Genomic DNA, 20311 nt, shown 5'->3' with positions numbered 1-20311 from the left:
TTAGGGGTGTGAGATGAGTAAGAAAAAATGGGCTATAGTTTTAGACGATAGCAAATGTATTGATTGTAAGGCTTGCACTGTTGCATGTAAAATGGAGAACCATGTTCCTTTGGGGATGTATTTTTATAGAAACTGGGTTGCTGAAAGGACAAAAGAATCAGAGTTTCCTATGATAAAAAGAATGTTCAGACCATCTCAATGTCAACAGTGTGAAAACCCCCCTTGTGTTCATGTGTGTCCAACCAGGGCTTCATATCAGACAGAAGATGGTGTGGTGCTTGTGGATCACGAAAAATGTATCCTTTGCAAATATTGTATGACAGCATGTCCTTATGATGCCAGATATGTAAATGAAGAGATTGAGGCTATTGATAAATGTACATTCTGTTATCACAGATTAGCTGAAGGTAGAATTCCAGCTTGTGTGGAAACATGTCCTCCAAAAGTTAGAGTATTTGGTGATTTGAATGATCCTGATAGTGAAGTTTCCAAGCTTGTGAAGATGCATGATACTGAGGTTTTAAAGCCTGAAAAAGGTACAAAACCTAAGCTTATTTATATTAAAAGATAGGGGGTTATCATGAGTGCTCATGCAACTACAATAAATAAAAGTGATATCTTTAATGGTAACAAAAGGATTTCTAATGTATGGTTGGGTTTGTTTTTGCTCATAGCATTAATCGGTTTGTATGGTGTATTTAAAAAGCTTACTTTAGGTGATGCTGCTTACGGTGTTACCAAAACAGTACCTTGGGGAATTTTGATCTCCACATATGTATTCTTTGTTGTTTCAAGTACTGGATTATGTTTGATATCTTCAATGGGGCACGTTTTTGGAATTGAAAAGTATGAAGTTATTGGTAAAAGAGCGATTGTCTTAGCTATTTTTACTCTTTTATGTGGTTTTGGTGTTATCGGTCTTGAGCTCGGTCATCCATTTAGAATGATGATTTACAATATTATTTCACCAAATTTTCATTCTGCTATCTGGTGGATGGGTACACTATACGGTTTGTATCTCATTTGCATTGCTATTGAATTTTATTTTCTCATGACTCATAATCATACTGGTGCTCAGATTGCTGGTCTTGCCGGTTTTATTGCTGGTATCTCTGCTCACTCAAACCTTGGTGCTATTTTCGGGTTTCTTGAAGCAAGACCTTTCTGGCATGGGCCATATCTTCCTATTTACTTCATTCTTTCTGCTCTTATTTCTGGAACTGCATTAATTCTCATCATTATGAATGTTGCTTATGGTGGTCCTAGCAGATTACCAGAAAAGGCTCATGAAGCGCTTAAAGGGCTTTCTAAAATTTTTGGTTTATTACTCGGAATAATCATATTCTTTGATATCTGGAAAGTTTTAACTTCCGTATATGGTGCACCACCTGAAAAATATGAAACTGTGAAAGTGCTTTTAACTGGAGACTTGTCAATCAATTTCTGGTTCTTTGAAGTGTTGCTTGGAATGGTTATACCTTTCTTAATAATTATTACTACAAAAGGGAATAACTTAAAGGCATCATTGGTAGCAGCAATTTCAGCTGTTATCGGTATTTTCTTCATGCGTTATGATCTTGTAATTGCAGGTCAAATGGTACCAATGAGAGAGCCAGTTCCTGGTGCGAGAGTTCAGGGTGCAGGCTTAGATGGTCTTGTACATTATACTCCATCTTTTGCGGAAATTTCCATTGTAGTTGGAGCAATATCTTTTTGTATCTTCCTTTATCTTCTAGCAGAAAAAGTTCTTAATTTAAGCGAAGAGTAAAATCATAGGGAGGTGGTTAAGGCCACCTCCCGAATAAAAAAAATTGTGGGGTGAGTTATGAAAAAACTATTTGTAGTCTTGGGATTATTGTTGGCAATTTCGATATCAGCATATGCTCAAGAATATTTAAAGGTATTGATACCGAAAAGCCTTGAAAAAAGCTTTTCGGTAATAGCTAAAGATTTTTATGATAAGCATAAGATAAAAATTAAGTATGAAAGCAATTGTAGTGGTAAGGCAGCAAAACTCATCCATGATTATGGCAAGATAATTGATGTGATTGTAAGTGCTGATTATTCAGTTATTGATAATGTACTTGTGGAAAAAGGATTTGCCGATTGGAATATAAAATTTGCTAAAAACGAGATGGTTGTAGGTTATAGAGCTGATAGTAAGTATGCTAATAAAATAAATGCAAATAATTGGTATGAGATTATCATGAAACCGGATGTAAAGTTTGGACTTTCTGCAGCGACGGATGAACCTTGCGGTTATAGAAGTTTAATGGTTTTAAAACTTGCCGAACTATTTTATAAAAAAGATAATTTTGCTGAAGATGCGGTACAGAAGGCTATTTTTGAAAGAAAAAGTGATCTAGATATAGTAAAAGATTTATTAAGTAAGAAAGTAGATTATATTATTTCATATAAGACTTACGCAAAAGAATATAACTTCAATTATTTAAAGCTTCCAAAAGAAATTAATCTATTTTCTTCCAGATATGGTGAATTTTACAAGAAAGTAAAAATAAAAGATCATAAGTATGGGCTTGGGCTAAAAGAAATTCCTGCAACATGTATCTTTTACAGTGTAACAATTCCACAAACAACTCAAAAAAGGGATTTGGCTGTAAAGTTTGTGAAATACTTACTTTCAAATGATGTGGCTTCTATTCTTGAAAAGCATGGTTTCTTTGTTTTGTGCGAGCCAGAAGTGACAGGGAATATTGACCATCTGGATAAAGAGCTGAAATCTGTTGTTAAATATTGTGTAAAGTTTTAAAAAGTGGGAGGATGTCATGAAAAAAGTTCTTATTTTTGTTTTAGTTAGTTTTTTTGCTTCTATGACAATTTATGCTGGGAAATCACCAGATGCAGGAAGAAACATTTGGAAAAAGTATTGTAGACTTGCGTGTCATGATGGTAAAAAAGTCGATTTTCCTAAGTTGGCTCCAAATTCAAAGACTCAAGAACAATGGAAAAATGTTTTTGCCAATAATAGAAAATATTTGATGGATGTACATAAGGGTATAGATTTTGGCAAGTTAAAGGATATTGATTGGAAAAAGATCGAAATGTTTGTGGTAAATCATGCATATGATTCTAATCAGCCTGAGAGTTGCGAAACTACAGAGTATTTCGTAAAATAAGAAATGAGGGGGACACCCCCTCTTTTTATTATTCTGGGGTCACCCCATTTTTTAAGTTTTCAAACTTGTAATTAATTGATATTAAAACGAAATATATGTTTTATTGAGAGAAAATGTGTCTGCTATTTTCTTGCTCATTCTCAAAAAACATCCTGTTTTTTTCCGAGGTTGTCCCTCTAAAACCGCCATCCATAACAGAACATAAAGGGGGTAACCCCCCTTTAAAACCCCCCGAAAATAGGATAAGACCGTAAATAAATGTTTTAGGAAATTAGTTTTCTTTTCAGAAAACTAATTTAGGGGGTAACCCCCCTTTAAAACCCCCCGAAAATAGGATAAAAATAGAAAGTATTATTTTTATAAATTTAATTTTCGTAAATGAAAACTACGAAAAATGTTTTCCCGCAAACTCATTAAAACAAAGTTTTCCAAAAAATGGGGTGACTCCAGTTTATTATTCGATTGAGATTGCTGCTTTGTATCCTTGTTGAGTGGCTGCGAAAATATCTTCTGGACAGTTTGCATCTCCGACAACTAAAACATTTTTGCGTTTTTTCACAAGTAATGTATGCAATTCGTGGTTTGGCAACATTCCTGAGGCCACAATTACAGTGTCGAAAGGCTCCCATTTCCCCTTTTTACCTTCGTGTTCATAAACTACACCATTTTTTTCAAACTTTAAGACCTTAGTATTAGGCATAATCTTGATATTTGGTTTATTTTGGAGACGCTTTAACATAAGGTTTTTGGTTATAGGCTCCATATCATTGGCAATGGTGTCTGTTCTTTTTGTAATTACCACATCATACCCTTTTTCCACCAATACCTCTGCAGCTTCCATCCCCACCATTCCAGCACCGATTATTAGGACTCTTTTACCTTTAACCGGTTTTGAGTTTTCAAAAAACTCTAGGCTTGTTATCCAATATTGAGCGTCTAAATTTTCAATTTCAGGGATGTTTTGTCTTGAGCCTGTGGCTACAATATAATAATCAAAACCGTCTATGTCATTTTCAGTAAAAGCATAATTCAATTTAATATCTTTTACATGTTTTATAGTTTCATTAATTAACCCTTCCAATGGTCTTGTCATTGTTTCTTTGTGAGGAGCAAGGGGAGCTAATCTGAATTGCCCACCAAGCTCATTGTTTTTTTCAAATAAAGTTGGTTTATGTCCCATTTTTGAAAGTGTAATTGCTGCACTCATACCGGCAGGACCACCACCTATAACGGCAACTTTTTTAGGATTGTCTGTTTTTGTGACAGGTTTTTTATCAATTTCTGGATTTACAATACAGCCAAGTCCCTTACCATTTCTTACATTATATAAACATCCTTGCAAACAATAGCCGCAATAAACAATATCATCGGTTTTATCTTCTAATATTTTATTAACCAAATTATGATCAGCAATAAGAGGTCTTCCAAATGCAATAAAATCTGCAATATTTTCACGTTCGAAAAGCTTGATTTTCTCCAAATCAGCCATTCTACCTGCAGCAATTATAGGCAGGTCTGTCATATTTTTTATTGCTTTGAATGCTTCAATTTGCATATTTTCAGGTAGTGCCATGTGGCTATAATACCATGGTGAAGTATCACAAGCATTTCCAAGGCCGCAATGGATAGCGTCAAAGCCATATTCTTTAGCAAGGTCTAAAATTATTTTATTTTTTTCAGGTGTAATACCTTCTTCTACGAATTCATTTGCGGAGATTCTTATAAATTTCACGGTGTTAGGTGCATTATTTGCAGCGATTTCTAAAACTTTTCTTAAAAAGAGAGTTTTATCTTTACCATATTCGTCATTTCTTTTGTTTAATCGCTCTGATAAAAACTGATGCACCAGGTATCCGTGTCCACACTGTATTTCAATGGCATCAAATCCAGCTTCGACGGCTCTTTTTACAGCTACTTCATAATCGTGTAAAATTGCTTCAATTTCATCTTTGGTAAGTTCTTCTGGGGTCTGTCCTGTGGATGGGCAGGTTATGGATGATGGTGCCTTTGGGGGCATTCCTGTTGCCTTGGGATTGGCAGCCCGGCCTGCATGGTTTAAATTGATGCAAGCAAGACAATCGTTTTTATGTAGTAAATTCACAATCTTTTTTAAATTTTCTACGCTATTCTCAAGATGTATGGTAATCTGCTTTGGGTGTTCTTTGCCACTTTGGGATACGGACACAGGTTCTAAAATAATCATTGCTACGCCACTTTTTGATACATTATCGTAGTAGGTGAGATGTCTTTCATTGACATCACCATTAGGTGAGCCGTACCCGGTTTTTATCGGTGCCATGATAAATCTATTCTTGAATTTTAAGTTTTTGATTGAAACAGGTTCTTTGTAAATCATAATACATCCTCCCTCTTGTAGTAGTTTTAATACGAAATAAATTATAATCATATGTTCGTAACTTCAATAAAAAAATTTTAAAATATTTGATTATTTGAATAATACAATATTGGTCCTAATTTAACCCATTGTTATTTAAAATAAAATTCCGTTTGAAAACTTTTGTGAAGTTATGCAACTATTTGTCAAAAGATAAAAATTTTTCTTGCATATGCTAACAAAATATGTATATTGTATACAATTCTAAGGTAGCTAAGCTATTAAATACAGGAGGACTGCTATTATGAAGCTAGCAGATTTAAAAATTAGCAGAAGAAAGTTTTTAGCAGCCTCAGGTACTACTGCAGCAGCCATCGCAATGGCTGGTGGATTATCAAGTTTAAAAGCAGTGGCATCTGAGCACAGTGCAGAATCAAGTAATGGTGGTGAACGTGGAAGAAAGTTCATTCCTTCTACATGTGCAATATGCGTTAATAAGTGTGGATTGATTGCTGAAGTTGTGGATGGAAGAATCAAAAAGCTAAACCCTAACCCAAAATATCTTAAAAGTAGAGGGATGTTGTGTGCTAGAGGAAATGCAGGGGCTGCAGTTCCTTATGATCCAAACAGGTTGAAAAAACCTTTACTGAGAGTTGGAAAAAGAGGTGAAGGTAAGTGGAAAGAGATTAGCTGGGATGAGGCTTTCAAATATGTGGCAAACAAGCTGGCTGAGTTGAAACAGAAATATGAAAATAGATCTACCGTATTGTTTGCATCCACTGAAGGGTTTCAAGAAGAATTTTTCTACTTCTTGGCACAGTCTTATGGTTCTCTCAATACCGTTAGACATCCAACCCTTTGTCTGGCATCAGTAATTCAAGGATGGATGTCTGTTTTTGGGACATATCCAGATGCGGATATGAGAAACGCTGAATTTGTTCTTATGTTTGGAGCAAATAGAGCTGAAGGGCTTGTGACTCCTGATTCTGTAGATTTTCAGAGATTTAAACCAAAAGGGCAGCAGCTTATATACTTTGACCCAAGATTTACCAATACTGCTGCCAAAGCGGATAAATGGTATCCAATTAAGCCTGGTACCGATATGGCTCTTGTTCTCGCTTTGATAAATGTAATCATTAGCGAGAATTTGTATGATAAAGAGTTTGTTGAGAAATATACTTACGGTTTTGATAAGCTTGCAGAACATGTAAAAAAATACACACCTGAGTGGGCTGAAAAAGAGTGTGAAATTCCTGCATCTGAAATCAGATGGATTGCTAGAGAATTCGCAAAGTACGCTCCAAGAAGTCTTGTGTATCCAGGTAGAAGGAGCTCTTGGTATGTAAATGACACATATTTCAGAAGAGCATGTGCCATCTTAACGGCTATTTGTGGTAGCTGGGATGTTCCTGGCGGTATTGTACCTAAATCAAAGATAGCTTTGGCTAAACATGATGACATAGTTTTCCCTGTTTTCGATATGGCTGAAGATAGAATTGATAAGGAAGCTAAAGGAATTATCAAAGAACTTCTCCCTGATGATGAAAGAACATCAGCTGGACTACCCACTGATTCCTGTACCTTCTTAGGTGAAAAGGATGGTAGCTGGCTTGCATTAAGGGAAGCTGTGCTTAAAGGTGAGCCATATCCTGTGAAAGGGATGATGGTTTACAAACAAAACCCTGTTGAATCTGTACCAGAAAGACGTAAGACACTGAAAATGCTTGAACAGATGGAATTTATCTGCGTAATTGATGTGCAGATGTCCGATACAGCTTGGTTTGCAGATATTGTGTTGCCTGAATCTACATATCTTGAAAGATGGGATCCTTGTCATGGTGAGTCAGGTATATGGCCAGTAGTTGCTTTTAGACAACCTGTAATCAAGCCATTGTTTGATACAAAGTCAATGCATGAAATTGCTGCTGGAATCGTGGATGAAATGTTGAAGATTCCTGCACTTTGGGATGATGCTGATCCTGAAGAGGTGGAAGAATTTAAAGAGACTGTAGTTGAAGAGATTTTCCATAAAACAACAGAAGAATTTGTAAGACATCAGCTATCTAAATATCCAGGTGCTTTTGAAAAGTGTAAGAAGGAAGGGACCTTTTATCTAACAGATAAACCCCATTATGGCAAAACAAGGAAACCAGGATTCAGATTTAAAACACGTTCCGGTAAAATTGAACTGTACAACCTTAAATATGAAGCGAAAGGGCTTGATCCTCTTCCAGTATACAGAAGGCCAAAAGATGCGCCTGGTAAGTATAGATTTATTGTGGGAAGACATGGGTTTTATACCCATACAAGTACCCAGAATAACCCATATTTATGGGAGCTTTTAAAAGAGAATGTGATCTGGATAAATACCAAAGAGGCTAAGAAACTGGGTATTAACACAGGGGATTATGTAATTGTGAAGAGTGAAGTGGGTGAACAAAGAGTAAAAGCATATGTTACAGAAAAGATTAGGCCTGATTGTGTTTATTATGCCCATGGTTATGGAAGATTATCTCCTTGGTTGAAGCTGGTTTATAAGAAAGGCGGATCACAAGCTGCTATTATAAAGAGTGCCATTGAACCGATTTCAGGCAATGCAGCAATGCATGAAACTTTTGTTGAAATCAGGAAAGCGTAAATAGGGGTGCGGCTATGAGTAAAAAGCATTATGCTATAGTTTTAGATACAAAAAAATGTTTAAACTGTAAGGCCTGCACCGTTGCCTGTAAGTTTGAAAACGGTGTTCCTGTCGGAGATGAAACATATAGAATTTGGGTAACTGAGTTGCCATTACAAGGACATTTTCCTAATTTACATCAGGAATATCAACCTTCTCAATGTCAGCACTGTGAAAACACCCCTTGTGAAAGTGTATGTCCTACTCATGCGACATATAAGACCGAAGAAGGGGTGGTATTGGTTGATTATGATAAATGTATACTTTGTAAGGCATGTATGACTGCATGTCCTTATGATGCAAGATTTGTCAGCGAGCATCATAAGGCTATTGAAAAATGTACAATGTGTTATCACAGACTCAGTGAAGGTAGAGAGCCAGCATGTGTGGAAACATGCCCAACTAAGGTTAGGGTGTTTGGAGATCTGAATGATCCTAATAGTGAAGTGAGCAAGTTGCTGGCATCAAGGGCATATTATCAGTTGAAACCTGATAGAAATACTCGCCCAAGATTATTTTACTTAAAGTAGGAGGATAATATGTCTGCTCATGTAGAAAAGAAATCATTTTTTAGCGTAAATAAGGAAATTCCAGCCTATCCATTTATTTTCATAGGTTTAATTTTGTTGGCTATTGGTGGGATAGCTGTTTTGCAAGTATTGATGAAAGGACATGAAGCTGTTTATGCTGTCAATAGAGAAGTACCTTGGGGATTGCTGATTGCAACCTACGCATATTTTGTTATTACTTCTACCGGGCTTGCTTTTATAGGTGGTTTGGCTCACGCTTTCGGTTATGAGAAATATGGAAAAATCAGCAAAAGAATAGTTGTTATGGCGTTTGTGATCCTATTGGCAGGTTTTACTCAAATTGGTATGGAGATTGGCCATCCTATTAGACTTATGATATATTTGATTTTATCTCCTAATTTGAGAGCTCCTATTGTTTGGATGGGTGTGTTCTATTCCATCGAGCTTGTAATCCTTGCCATAGAATTATACCTTGTGTTTAATCCTAAGGGTGCAAGCCATACTGCATCAGCTATTGTGGGATTTTTTGCACTGCTCGTAGGTACAGTTGCTACAAGTAACCTTGGTTATGTTTTCGGATCCCTAAATGCGAGACCTTTTTACCATGGTATATATTTCTCAACATTTCTTGTAATTTCAGGGATTACAGCTGGCGCTGCTATGCTTATGTTAATCCACAATATTGTTTATAAAGGAAGAATCCCATCCGATTTAGAAGAATCAATGACTGCTCTTGGTAAATTAATGGGGATGGGAATAGGGATGATGATATTCCTTTATTTCTGGAAGATAATGTCATCTTTGTACACTGAGCCAAAGGGAGCGTATGAAGCTATTCTTGCTTTGTTAAAAGGACCTTTAAGTTTGAATTTCTGGATTGGTGAAGTTTTATTGGCTGTTGTGTTACCATTACTCATTATTGTAGTTACTAAAGCTAAAAGCATGAAAGCTTTGGGTGTGGCTGGATTTATTTACATGATAGGGCTATTCTTTACGAGATACGATTTTATTGTGGCAGGTCAGTTACCACCAATGAGAGCTGGTTATGAAGGTTCTGGAGTTCATACAACCATTTCCGGTTTGGCTCATTATTCTCCATCTACTGGAGAATGGATGATATTTGCACTTGGTTGGGGTGTATTTCTCTTCTTATATTTTGCCGCTGAAAAGTTTCTGAATTTGGAAACAGAGCATCACTAAAAATGTAAAGGGGAGCTTAAAGGCTCCCCTTTTTTATTATCTTCATATCTGATATATAATCTTAACTTTTAAATCCTAATTCATTTCAATAAGTTGTAGCATATTTGTATATACCAATAAACATAAATACTATTAGGTTGATAGGTTTTTTATTGTGTTAATTATGAAATAATGTAAAATTAAAAAAAGGGTTGCGTTATGAACATATGTTTATTATATTATAGGTGAGGTGGAAAATGGCAAGACCAAGTAAGGTAAGAATGGTTGCTTTTAAACCAAAATATTATGAATTTAAGCCGAAGGGAGTTCCAAGTACGGAGCTTGAAAAAGTGGAACTTGCTATGGATGAGTTGGAAGCGGTCAGGTTGGCAGATTATGAAGGGCTTGATCACGAAGAAGCTGCAGAGCTTATGGGGATTTCTAGACCCACTTTTTCAAGGTTGGTAGAAAAGGCTAGAAGAAAGGTGGCAGAAATGCTCATAGAATCGAAAGAGCTTGTTATTGAGGGTGGAAGTGTTGAGTTTGTTAGAAGGCACAGATGCCGTAGATGTGGTAAGGAAACAGGATTTTTAGGAAGTAAGCATAAATGCAAAAAAGTTGAAAAATAAAAATAGAAGGAGGTGCAATATGCCAGGATTTGATAGAACTGGACCAATAGGTGAAGGCCCAAGAACAGGTAGAGGCCTTGGAAGATGTAATGGGAATGTTGAAAACAGAGAAAATACTAATGCGGAATATCCAGTAAGAAGAAGATTAAGAGATGGCAGCTGCCATAATGGTAGAGGTCAAGGGTTAGGCAGAGGATACGGACGTGGTTTTGGATGTAGACGAGGATAAGTGGTGAAAGTTGCAGTTATTAGTGGCAAGGGTGGTACAGGTAAAACCACCTTTGCCATTAATTTTTCAAAATTTCTTAGCAAAATAGGTAAAAAAGTTTTATTGGCTGACCTTGATGTGGAAGAGCCGAACGGTAATCTATTTTTTAACTATCCATTAAAATATAGTGAGTCTTATACTTATATTCCAAAACTGATAAAGGAAAATTGTGCATACTGCAGAGAATGTGCAGAGAAGTGCATGTTTAAAGCTTTAGCGGTTTCTAAAGGTTTCTGGATGCTTTTTCCGGAGCTTTGCCATGGTTGTAGAGCGTGTGAATACGTATGTAAATTTGAAGCTATAGCGGAAGATAAAAGGTGCATAGGGAAAATAGGTATTAATGAAGTGAATAATCCTTCATTTATTGAGGGGAGATTAAATGTCGGTGAAGTGCTTACAACTTCTTTGATCAAAGATGTGAAAAAGAAAATAAAGAGAATTGAAGAAAAATACGAAGTGGTTGTAATGGATGCCCCTCCTGGAACATCATGCCCTGTTATTGAAGTGGTAAAGGATGTTGATAAGGTGATTGTTGTAGCTGAAGATTCCCCTTTTGGATTTTATGATTTTACATTGATTCACGATTTGCTTAGCGAATTAAATAAAGATTATCATCTCGTTATAAATAAATTTAAAGATGGGAAAGAAATAATACCTTTTTGTGATAAAGAAAGTATTAATGTTCTTGCTAAAATTCCATTGGAGAAAAATATAGCATATAAGTATTCAAAGGGAGAATTTGCGCTGGATGAGTATGACGAAGTTTTTCGAGATGTTTATAATAAGTTAATTGAGGTAGAAAATTGAAAGAGATAGTGGTTGTTAGTGGAAAAGGTGGTGCAGGTAAATCTACGGTAACTGCATCCCTTGCATATTTTTTGAACCACAATGATGTATTAGTGGATGCGGATGTTGATGCGGCTGATTTACATATTTTGATGAAGCCTGATATTGAAACGGAAAAGGATTTTTATTCCGGATTAGAGTTCGTAATCGATAATGATGTTTGTACTAATTGTGATGAATGTCGTCAGAAGTGTGAATATGACGCCATAAATGTAATTGATGGGCGTTATCTTATTGATGGGATTGCTTGCGAAGGGTGTGGTTTTTGTAGCTATGTTTGCTCAGTGGAAGCCATTTCATCAAGTGAGAAGTTAACCGGTAAAAAATATATTTCGAACACAAGGTTCGGCTTTAAAATGGTTCATGCAAAACTAAATGTTGCGGAGGAGAATTCCGGTAAATTGGTGGCTGAGGTTAAAAAAGATGCGAGAGAATTGGCCGAAAAGCAAAATAGTGAAATTATTCTTGTGGATGGGCCTCCTGGAGTAGGATGTAGTACTATATCTGCACTATCTAATGCTGATATAGCGTTGTTAGTGGTGGAATCAACAGTTTCAGGATTACACGATATAAAAAGGTGTATGGAGCTATTACAACATTTTAAGAGTAAGATATGCGTAATTATTAATAAATTTGGATTAAACCCTGACATAGATTGCGAAATTTTAAATTATTTTGAAGATAAAGAAGTTGAGATGCTTGGGAAAGTTGATTATTCGCTGAATGTTGTAGATTCATTAAAAAGATGTATGGTGCTACCTGAGTACGCTGAACTTTATAAAAAAGTTTTTGCTGAAATTTTTGATGGGTTAAAGAAAATGTGAGTTTTGGAGGTGAGTATGAAAATATTGGTTACAGCCTTAAAAGATGATGTAAATGAGAAGATGGATCCAAGGTTTGGACGTGCGAGATACTGGTATGTTTATGATACTGAAAAGAATGAGGGGTATTTTATAGATAATTCTAAAAATATGTCTCTTGATCATGGTGCAGGGATTCAGGCTGCTACTTCAATTGTGGACGAGGGAGTAGATGTGTTAATTACGGGAAGTGTTGGACCTAAAGCTTTTAGTGTTTTGGAAGCAAACAACATAAGGATTTTTAAAGGGTATGCGGATTTAAGTGTAAAAGAAAATATCGAGGGTTTTAATAAAGATGAGTTAGAAGAAATACAAAGTGCTGGTAAGCCACACATATAACCATTAGGAGGATAAAATGAAAATAGCAATACCTTTAACTGAAGATAATAGGATTAGTGAACATTTTGGCCATGCTTCAAAATTTTTTATTGCAACCGTTGAAAATGAAAATATTGTTGAATCAAATTATTATGTAGCTCCTGCACATCAGTTTGGTTCGTACCCAATGTGGCTTATTTCACAAGGGGTAGGTGTTTTGTTGTGTAAAGGTATAGGGCATAAGGCTGTTGAGATGCTTGAGAGTAAAGGTATAGAAGTTTTTTCCAATGTGCCAGGTTACAATCCTACTGAAGCAATTGAAAAGTTTTTAAAAAGTGAATTGACTAAAGTTGGCGGATTTTGTTCTGGAGGAAATAGCTGTCATTAAGGAGGTTTCCTCCTTTTTTTAATTTGTTTGATATTTTGATTTATCCAAGTTTTTAATAACAAGCTTTATTCAAAAATACCGTGACACGTAACAATCGTAACACGTAAAGCGTGATGCGTTAAGCGCATTACGGTTGTTACGTGTCACGCGTTACGTTTTTTAGTCACTCTGAGCGATAGCAAAGCAATCTACAAAATTATTTTTTCAGTATAAACTACAATAGCATTCCACAAAAATTGGCATAAATTTTGTTTATTTTTTAGTGTAGATGGAGGTGGAAATGAATATCTTTAGCGCTACACAAATTGATAAACTTGGTTTTGCTCTTGATGTAACCTCTTATAAAAACAAGATAATTGCTGAAAATATTGCAAATGTAGATACCCCTTTTTATAAAGCGAAAAAACTTGATTTTAATGAAGTTATGAAGAACGCATTTGATAACGGGAAAAAACTTCCTCTCTATGTTACGAATCCAAAACATTTAATGGGAAAAAATGATTTGATATCTCCCGCATCCTTTGTGAAATACCAAAATAATATGTCTGTCAGAAATGATGGGAATGATGTGAATCTCGAATATGAAATGAGTGAAATGGCATCAAATGGTATTCTTTTTAATATGCTTTCACAAATTACTGGTTATGAATTTACAAGGTTGAAAAGTGCAATTCAGGGTAGATAGGAGGAGTTATGAGTTTTTTTGATGTTTTAAAGATATCAGCAACAGGTTTGTCAGCACAGAGAATAAGAATTAATGTTATCTCATCAAATCTTGCCAATGCCAATACTACAAGAACGGAAGAGGGTGGTCCCTACAAAAGGAAAGATATTGTATTTAGAGAGATTTTAGAAGGGGAACTTGCCGGTGGTGTAAAGGTAGAAAAGGTCATCGAAGATGAAAAACCTCCAGTTTTGAAATATGAACCAGGACACCCAGATGCCAATGAAGAAGGATATGTGGCCTATCCTAATATAAATCCAATAGAAGAGATGGTTAATATGCTTGAGGCATCAAGAAGTTATGAAGCAAACGTTACAGTATTAAACACTGCAAAGCAACTTGCTTTGAAAGCTCTTGAAATTGGTAGAGCTTAGTGAATGTATTAAAGGTAGTAGGGGTATTAGGGGTAGTAAAGGTTGTAATGGTTGTAGAAGTGGTACAGGAATTTTATTTCCATAACCTCAACCTTAACTTTAACCCTATTACCCAGATTTACAAAAATTAGGGTGTTGCCATAATAAATTAGTTCTCACTGAAAAAGTGAGAACTAATTATTAAATAGAATTTTTTAATTTTAATAGTTTTTAACTATTATAAATTAGTTGCCACTTTTTCAGTGGCAACTAATTTAATATTGATAGATAAGTAAAAAAAATGTATACTTATTAAAGAGGTTAATATGTCTGGAATTAACAAGGTTAATTTTCTCTTACCAAATAAATTAGATACTGGGCAAAAAGTTGAGCAGGAAAAGAATGATAATTCTGTTGACTTTTCAGACCTTTTGAAAAAGGCCATAAAAGAGGTAAATGATGCCCAGCTTGAAGCTGATGAGGCGGTTAAAAAGGTGTTAAATGGTGAGACGAAAGATATCCATCAGACAATGATTGCTTTGCAAAAGGCTGATGTTTCTTTAAAATTAATGCTGGAAGTGAGAAATAAATTATTGGAGGCTTATCAAGAAATAATGAGAACTCAGGTATAATATGGCATTAAAAGATTTTATTAACCAGTTTAAAACCGTATTTAATAATTTAAGTCTTGTACAAAAAGTTTCTATTATTTCTGCTACTGCTGCTGTTTTTTTATCTATTGTAGTATTAGTAATCTGGGCAAATAAACCAGTTTATAAGACTCTTTATGCAAATTTGTCACCAGATGATGCATCAAAAATTGTGGAAAGTCTAAAAGGGAAAAGAATTCCTTATAAATTAAAAGATGATGGGAAAACTATACTTGTACCTGAAAAAGAGGTTTACGAACTCAGGTTGGATCTTGCTCAGGAAGGTATCCCCACAGGGGGTGGTGCAGGGTTTGAGCTTTTTGATAAATCTTCATTTGGTGTTTCAGAATTTGCCCAAAATGTGAATTATCAAAGAGCCCTTCAGGGAGAATTGGTAAGGACAATAAGGAGCCTTGAAGAAGTGGAGGATGCGAGGGTTCATTTAACTTTGCCAAAGGAAAGGATTTTTGTGTCAGAGGAGAGTGAACCTAAAGCCACCGTGGTATTGAAATTTAAAAATGGTGCTAGAATAAGTAGGGAAAATATTAAAGCTATAGCATCCCTTGTGTCCGGTGCAGTTAAAGGGTTAACTCCTGAAAATGTGCAAATCATAGATTCTAAAGGAAGACTGTTAAGCGATTTTTTATCAAAGGAAAATGCTCCACTTTTAATGACACAGACACAACTTGAATATCAAAGAAACATTGAAAGAAACCTTGAAGCAAAGATAAATGCTATTTTGTCCAGAGTTCTTGGTCCTGATAATGCTGTAGCTAAAGTGACAGCGGAGATCGATTTTACAAAAAGAGTGATTTCAAAAGAGGAGTATGATCCAAACCCGGTACTGAGATCTCAGCAGACTGTTGAGGTAGAGAGTAAAAATATTCCAAGTGCACCAGGAGGTGTTCCTGGGGTAGCATCTAATTTAGCAGAACCAACTCCTGCACCAACTGGTAACAATTCCGAATATACTAGGGCAGAAACTACTCAAAATTTTGAAGTGGGTAAAACAGTAACAAAAGAAGAAAAAGCTATTGGTGAGGTTAAAAAAATTACTGTAGCGGTATTACTTAATGATAAAAAGATTTTGAAAAAAAATGGGAATAAAACAGAGATTGAGTATGTACAGTGGAAGCCTGATGAAATAGAAAAAATTAAAAAACTTGTGGCATCTGCTGCAGGTATAGATGAGAAAAGAGGGGATAGGATTGAAGTAACCAATATATCCTTTGATACAACTCATGATGTAGTGGAAGCTTCTTTTTATCAAAGGCAGGAAAAAATGAATTTGATTTTTACAATTGCAAAATATGTCTTTGCCCTTGTAATTATTTTACTATTCTACTTCCTTGCAATCAGGCCAATTATGAAAAGACTTGAACATGTCAGAGAGACTGAAGAAGGGACTTTTGTAGCAGCAGGTGTAGGGGCTGGGAAAGGTGAGGCCCTTGATATTACTTTGGGAGAAGAGATAAAATTTCCAAAAACTATAGAAGAGCTTGAAAAAGAGATTGAAAGTGAGTTGGAAGAGAGTGCACCTGTGGATATTGATACGGTAAAAACAAAAGTTATGATTAAAAAACTTGAAGAAGCTGCAAATGAAGATCCAGAAGTGCTTGCAAATCTGATTAAGGTATGGATTAAAGAGGGTTGGTAAATGGCAGAAGAAAAACAGCAATTATCTGGGATAAAAAAAGCAGCAATTTTATTAATAACATTAGGTGAAGAGGTATCTTCGAGAATTTTAGCTGAGCTTGATGATGATGAGGTTCAGGAGATCTCGAAAGAGATTGCTCTTACCAAGATAGTTGATCCGAATATAGCTGATGATGTGATTGAAGAATTTTATAATATGTATCTTGCCAAAAAGTTTATTTCCAAAGGTGGTCTTGACTATGCAAAATCTGTTTTGACCAAGTCTTTGGGACCTGAAAGAGCAAGGAAAATTATCGATAGACTAACAAAACTTCTTGAACAGTCCACAGGTTTTGAGTTTCTTACCAAAATTGATCCAAAACAACTTGCAAAATTTATTCAGAATGAGCATCCTCAAACAATTGCACTGATTTTGGCTCATCTTGATCCTTCTCAGGCAGCTGAAGCTTTAAGTGAGTTGCCTGAAGATTTAAAAGCTGATGTAGCTCTAAGAATTGCAAATTTGCAAGATATTTCTCCTTCTGTTATTAAAACACTTTCGAAAACGTTGGAAGAACGTTTTGAGTCCATAAGTTCTTATAAAGTAGATGTTGGTGGTGTAAAATCAGTGGCAGAGATTTTAAACAGGATGGATAGAAGTACTGCTAAAGTAACCCTTGAGCGACTAGAGAAAGATGCACCTGAGCTTGTGGCACAGATTAGAGATATGATGTTTACCTTTGATGATATTAGAAGACTGGATAATACCGCTATCCAAGAGATTTTAAAACGTGCAGACAAAAATACATTAACCCTTGCTTTAAAAGGTGCCGATGAAGAGCTTCAAAATAAATTTTTCTCCAATATGTCAAAGAGAGCTGTTGAGACAATGAAAGAAGAGATGGATTATATGGGACCTGTTAAACTTAAGGAGGTTGAAAAAGCTCAACATGAGATTGTGCAGATTGTGAGGGAGCTTGATGAAGAGGGTGTGATTAGTATTTCCGGTGGCGAAGAAGATCAATATGTTTAGTTATTATCGGGTAATTTTTTATGGGTAGAAAAATTATTAAAGCCGAGGAATCTTACAAGATAGAAAGTTTTAAGTTTCAAATATTTCATGCTGGCAAACGTGGTGTATCTCAATTTGTTTTTAAGCATTTTGATAAAGAAGAAGTTTTAGGCCAAGAAAAGGAAAAACCTCAAAAACTACAAAAAATTGAAGAAGATAAGTCTTTACAGAAAAATGAGAAGCAATATGAAGAACAACAGGTTAAATCAATAGATGTTGAAAAGATTAAATTAGAAGCCAAAGAGGAAGGATTTAAAGAGGGGTATGAAAAGGGGCTTCAAGAGGGGTTGAAGAAAGCTAAGGAGTTTCAAAGAGAATATGAGGCAAAAAAAGAAGATTATTTAAATATTTTAAGAGATGGGATTAACAAAGCTATTTCGAATTTGGAAGAAATCAGGAAAATGATAAACGCATTGGATGAAGATCTTCCTCAATTGGTGCTCGGTTATGTAAAAGAGTTGATAGGGTATGAAAGAAAAATAAATGATGAAATGATACTATCTGTTTTTAAGAAACATATTGAAAAAATAAAAAGTGCTGTTGATGCAATAATATATGTGAATCCAAAAGATTTGGATGTTATTAAAGCTGAGTTCCCTGATTATAATTTTCAGCCCACTGAGGAAGTTGCCCCTGGAGGATTTAAAATTAAGACAAATATTGGTGAATTTGATTTTACAGTGGAAACAATTTTGAAAAATTTTGAAAAGACATTGAATGAAGAGATTGAAGCTTCTTAAAAATCTAAAAATTGACGACTCCATAATCATTTCCGGAAGAGTTACTAAAATAGTGGGATTGACCATTGAAGCAGATGGTCCCCTTCTCAGTATTGGTACACGCTGTGAGATTGAAAACGTAAATGGTAAAAACATTTTGGCAGAGATAATAGGTTTTAAAGATGATAGAGTGATTCTTATGCCGTATGCTGAGAGTGAGGGGATAGCTCCAGGGAGCATTGTAAGAAATGTAGCTTATGGTAATGTAGTGAAGGTTAGTAATGAATTACTTGGTAGAGTATTGGATGGTCTTGGTAAGCCCTTTGACGGCAAAGGTAACATTAATGAGTTTGAACTGCTTAATATCTATCGTGATCCTCCCAAACCTCTTGAGAGGGAAATAATTAAAGAGAAAATACAAACAGGTGTTCGAGCTATTGATGCTCTATTAACTGTTGGTAAAGGGCAGAGAGTTGGTATTTTTGCAGGCAGTGGTGTGGGTAAGAGTGTTTTGTTGGGTATGATTGCAAGAAACAGTAGTGCTGATGTAAATGTTATTGCTCTCATAGGTGAAAGAGGAAGAGAGGTTAGAGAGTTTATAGAGCGGGACCTTGGTGAAGAAGGGTTGAAAAAATCTGTTGTAATAGTGGCTACAAGTGACCAGTCTCCCCTTATTAGAAAGATGGGTGCCTTTGTGGCTACCACAATTGCAGAATTTTTTAGAGCTCAAGGTTTGGACGTAATGTTTATGATGGATTCCGTTACAAGGTTTGCTATGGCTCAAAGGGAAATAGGGTTGACTGTGGGAGAGCCTCCCACTACAAAAGGTTATACTCCATCTGTATTTGCACTTTTGCCAAAACTTTTGGAGCGAGCGGGGACGAAAAAAGGGGAAGGGACGATTACGGGATTATATACGGTATTGGTAGAAGGGGATGATATGAATGACCCTATAGCTGATTCAGTTCGTTCTATAATAGATGGGCATATCGTACTGGATAGAAATTTGGCTGCCAAAAATCATTTCCCTGCCATTGATGTTATGATGAGTGCAAGTAGATTAATGAAAGAGATCGTTGATAAGAAACACTTTGAGGCTGCAGGTAGATTGAGAGATTTAATAGCCACATACAGGGAAGCAGAGGATCTGATAAATATTGGTGCTTATGTAAAAGGAAGTAATAAAAAAATTGATGAAGCGATTGCAAAAATCGATGCTATAAACAATTTCTTGAAGCAGGGGATTGATGAAGTTGCAAATTTTGATGGAACCTTGCTGCAACTTTATAAATTAGCTGGTGTGTAAATGAATGAAAACTGGCGTCACCCCATTTTTTGCAAAAGAATAGTAATTTTATGTGTATTATTAGTAGATTACATAGTGAATACAGAGGAAAAACATTTTTCTCATTCTCGTGGCACGTCCAGTGCCACTGCGAGGCAGGTTTTTCAAAAATCGCCATCCATGGCGATTTTTTGGAAACCTGAACCCGAAAAATGTTTTTCCTCTGTATTTCTAAAGCGTTATTGTAATTTTTGGAGTGATACCAGATGAAAAGAGTTTTCCCTCTTCAGAAAGTATTAGAGCATAGAAATAGAGTTTATGAAATCAAGTTGCAGGAACTTGAGAGATTAAGAGGTGAACTACAAAATTTGGAAAGTGAGAAAAAACTACTTACAGCAGAGTATGACAGATTAAATAAAGAAATAATGTCTCTAGATAGTAAAATGATATTGATGAAACCGATATATGACAAATATAAGGATAAAGTGGAAAAAGCTATTGAAAATGTAAAAAAGAGAATTGATAAAAAGAAAATCGAAATTGAAAAGAAAAAAAAAGAGGTGGTTGAGGCATTGAATGATAAAAAAATAATGGAAAAGTTGAAAGAAAAACATATAATTGATTACAGGAATTTTCTAAAGAAAGAGGAGTTAAAGCTGATTGATGAGTTGGTTATTACGAGGTATAATAGGTAACATTTTAATAT

At 35.4% G+C, this 20311-nt stretch carries 23 protein-coding genes; 22 read left to right on the top strand and 1 reads right to left on the bottom strand.

The window, feature by feature from the left end:
- Positions 1-13: 13 nt before the first annotated feature.
- Genes FHQ18_RS10885 through FHQ18_RS10870 form a run of 4 tightly spaced genes read left to right on the top strand, consistent with a single transcriptional unit; the run spans position 14 to position 3137 of the window.
- A complete protein-coding gene (locus FHQ18_RS10885) occupies positions 14-571 on the top strand; it encodes a 4Fe-4S dicluster domain-containing protein (protein WP_149267206.1) in 558 nt (185 codons plus the stop codon).
- Positions 572-580: 9 nt separating this feature from the next.
- Positions 581-1768 carry an NrfD/PsrC family molybdoenzyme membrane anchor subunit gene (nrfD, locus tag FHQ18_RS10880; protein ID WP_149267205.1) on the top strand — a complete coding sequence of 396 codons (1188 nt, stop codon included), beginning with the start codon at positions 581-583 and terminating at the stop codon, positions 1766-1768.
- 57 nt (positions 1769-1825) lie between these two features.
- On the top strand, positions 1826-2770 hold the full coding sequence (locus tag FHQ18_RS10875) for an extracellular solute-binding protein (RefSeq protein ID WP_149267204.1): 945 nt from the start codon (positions 1826-1828) through the stop codon (positions 2768-2770).
- 16 nt (positions 2771-2786) lie between these two features.
- Positions 2787-3137, top strand: coding sequence for a cytochrome c (locus tag FHQ18_RS10870; RefSeq protein ID WP_149267203.1), 351 nt, complete (start codon positions 2787-2789; stop codon positions 3135-3137).
- A gap of 454 nt (positions 3138-3591) precedes the next feature.
- On the opposite strand, the gene FHQ18_RS10865 is transcribed toward FHQ18_RS10870, so the two are convergent.
- On the bottom strand, positions 3592-5493 hold the full coding sequence (locus FHQ18_RS10865) for an NAD(P)/FAD-dependent oxidoreductase (RefSeq protein ID WP_149267202.1): 1902 nt from the start codon (positions 5491-5493) through the stop codon (positions 3592-3594).
- 283 nt (positions 5494-5776) lie between these two features.
- On the opposite strand from FHQ18_RS10865, the gene FHQ18_RS10860 reads away from it, so the two are divergent.
- The 18 genes from FHQ18_RS10860 (at position 5777) to fliJ (ending at position 20300) form a co-directional block, all read left to right on the top strand.
- On the top strand, positions 5777-8110 hold the full coding sequence (locus FHQ18_RS10860) for a molybdopterin-dependent oxidoreductase (protein ID WP_149267201.1): 2334 nt from the start codon (positions 5777-5779) through the stop codon (positions 8108-8110).
- Positions 8111-8124: 14 nt separating this feature from the next.
- Positions 8125-8679, top strand: a complete 555-nt coding sequence (locus tag FHQ18_RS10855) for a 4Fe-4S dicluster domain-containing protein (RefSeq protein ID WP_149267200.1) — start codon at positions 8125-8127, stop codon at positions 8677-8679.
- Between the two features lie 9 nt (positions 8680-8688).
- Positions 8689-9879, top strand: coding sequence for an NrfD/PsrC family molybdoenzyme membrane anchor subunit (gene nrfD / locus FHQ18_RS10850; RefSeq protein ID WP_149267199.1), 1191 nt, complete (start codon positions 8689-8691; stop codon positions 9877-9879).
- 236 nt (positions 9880-10115) lie between these two features.
- On the top strand, positions 10116-10487 hold the full coding sequence (locus tag FHQ18_RS10845; protein ID WP_149267198.1) for a DUF134 domain-containing protein: 372 nt from the start codon (positions 10116-10118) through the stop codon (positions 10485-10487).
- Between the two features lie 19 nt (positions 10488-10506).
- Positions 10507-10716 carry a DUF5320 domain-containing protein gene (locus FHQ18_RS10840; RefSeq protein ID WP_149267197.1) on the top strand — a complete coding sequence of 70 codons (210 nt, stop codon included), beginning with the start codon at positions 10507-10509 and terminating at the stop codon, positions 10714-10716.
- Between the two features lie 3 nt (positions 10717-10719).
- A complete protein-coding gene (locus tag FHQ18_RS10835) occupies positions 10720-11562 on the top strand; it encodes an AAA family ATPase (protein ID WP_188020399.1) in 843 nt (280 codons plus the stop codon).
- Entirely contained in the window at positions 11559-12425 is an 867-nt protein-coding gene (locus FHQ18_RS10830) for an ATP-binding protein (protein ID WP_149267195.1), read from the top strand. The genes FHQ18_RS10835 and FHQ18_RS10830 overlap by 4 nt, the downstream gene beginning before the upstream one ends.
- Before the next feature lie 15 nt (positions 12426-12440).
- On the top strand, positions 12441-12800 hold the full coding sequence (locus FHQ18_RS10825; protein WP_149267194.1) for a NifB/NifX family molybdenum-iron cluster-binding protein: 360 nt from the start codon (positions 12441-12443) through the stop codon (positions 12798-12800).
- Positions 12801-12816: 16 nt separating this feature from the next.
- Positions 12817-13167, top strand: coding sequence for a NifB/NifX family molybdenum-iron cluster-binding protein (locus FHQ18_RS10820; protein WP_149267193.1), 351 nt, complete (start codon positions 12817-12819; stop codon positions 13165-13167).
- 280 nt (positions 13168-13447) lie between these two features.
- A complete protein-coding gene (gene flgB / locus FHQ18_RS10815; protein WP_149267192.1) occupies positions 13448-13852 on the top strand; it encodes a flagellar basal body rod protein FlgB in 405 nt (134 codons plus the stop codon).
- A gap of 8 nt (positions 13853-13860) precedes the next feature.
- Positions 13861-14265, top strand: coding sequence for a flagellar basal body rod protein FlgC (flgC, locus tag FHQ18_RS10810; RefSeq protein ID WP_149267191.1), 405 nt, complete (start codon positions 13861-13863; stop codon positions 14263-14265).
- Entirely contained in the window at positions 14265-14396 is a 132-nt protein-coding gene (locus FHQ18_RS12890) for a hypothetical protein (RefSeq protein WP_281285460.1), read from the top strand. Before flgC ends, FHQ18_RS12890 begins: the two co-directional genes overlap by 1 nt.
- 174 nt (positions 14397-14570) lie before the next feature.
- Complete coding sequence (gene fliE, locus FHQ18_RS10805; protein WP_149267190.1) at positions 14571-14876, top strand: flagellar hook-basal body complex protein FliE; 306 nt, start codon at positions 14571-14573, stop codon at positions 14874-14876.
- A 1-nt stretch (position 14877) separates the two neighbouring features.
- Positions 14878-16551 (top strand): flagellar basal-body MS-ring/collar protein FliF, encoded by a 1674-nt coding sequence (fliF, locus tag FHQ18_RS10800; RefSeq protein ID WP_149267189.1) that lies wholly within the window; start codon positions 14878-14880, stop codon positions 16549-16551.
- Positions 16552-17562 (top strand): flagellar motor switch protein FliG, encoded by a 1011-nt coding sequence (fliG, locus tag FHQ18_RS10795; protein WP_149267188.1) that lies wholly within the window; start codon positions 16552-16554, stop codon positions 17560-17562.
- Positions 17563-17582: 20 nt separating this feature from the next.
- A complete protein-coding gene (locus FHQ18_RS10790) occupies positions 17583-18341 on the top strand; it encodes a FliH/SctL family protein (RefSeq protein WP_149267187.1) in 759 nt (252 codons plus the stop codon).
- Entirely contained in the window at positions 18319-19626 is a 1308-nt protein-coding gene (gene fliI, locus FHQ18_RS10785; RefSeq protein WP_149267186.1) for a flagellar protein export ATPase FliI, read from the top strand. The genes FHQ18_RS10790 and fliI overlap by 23 nt, the downstream gene beginning before the upstream one ends.
- Before the next feature lie 245 nt (positions 19627-19871).
- On the top strand, positions 19872-20300 hold the full coding sequence (fliJ, locus tag FHQ18_RS10780) for a flagellar export protein FliJ (RefSeq protein ID WP_149267185.1): 429 nt from the start codon (positions 19872-19874) through the stop codon (positions 20298-20300).
- Positions 20301-20311 lie beyond the last annotated feature (11 nt).

The organism is Deferribacter autotrophicus (genome assembly GCF_008362905.1).
GTDB lineage: Bacteria > Chrysiogenota > Deferribacteres > Deferribacterales > Deferribacteraceae > Deferribacter > Deferribacter autotrophicus.
The sequence above is the reverse complement of the archived record's forward strand: the minus strand, read 5'-3'. Positions and strand labels throughout refer to the sequence as shown.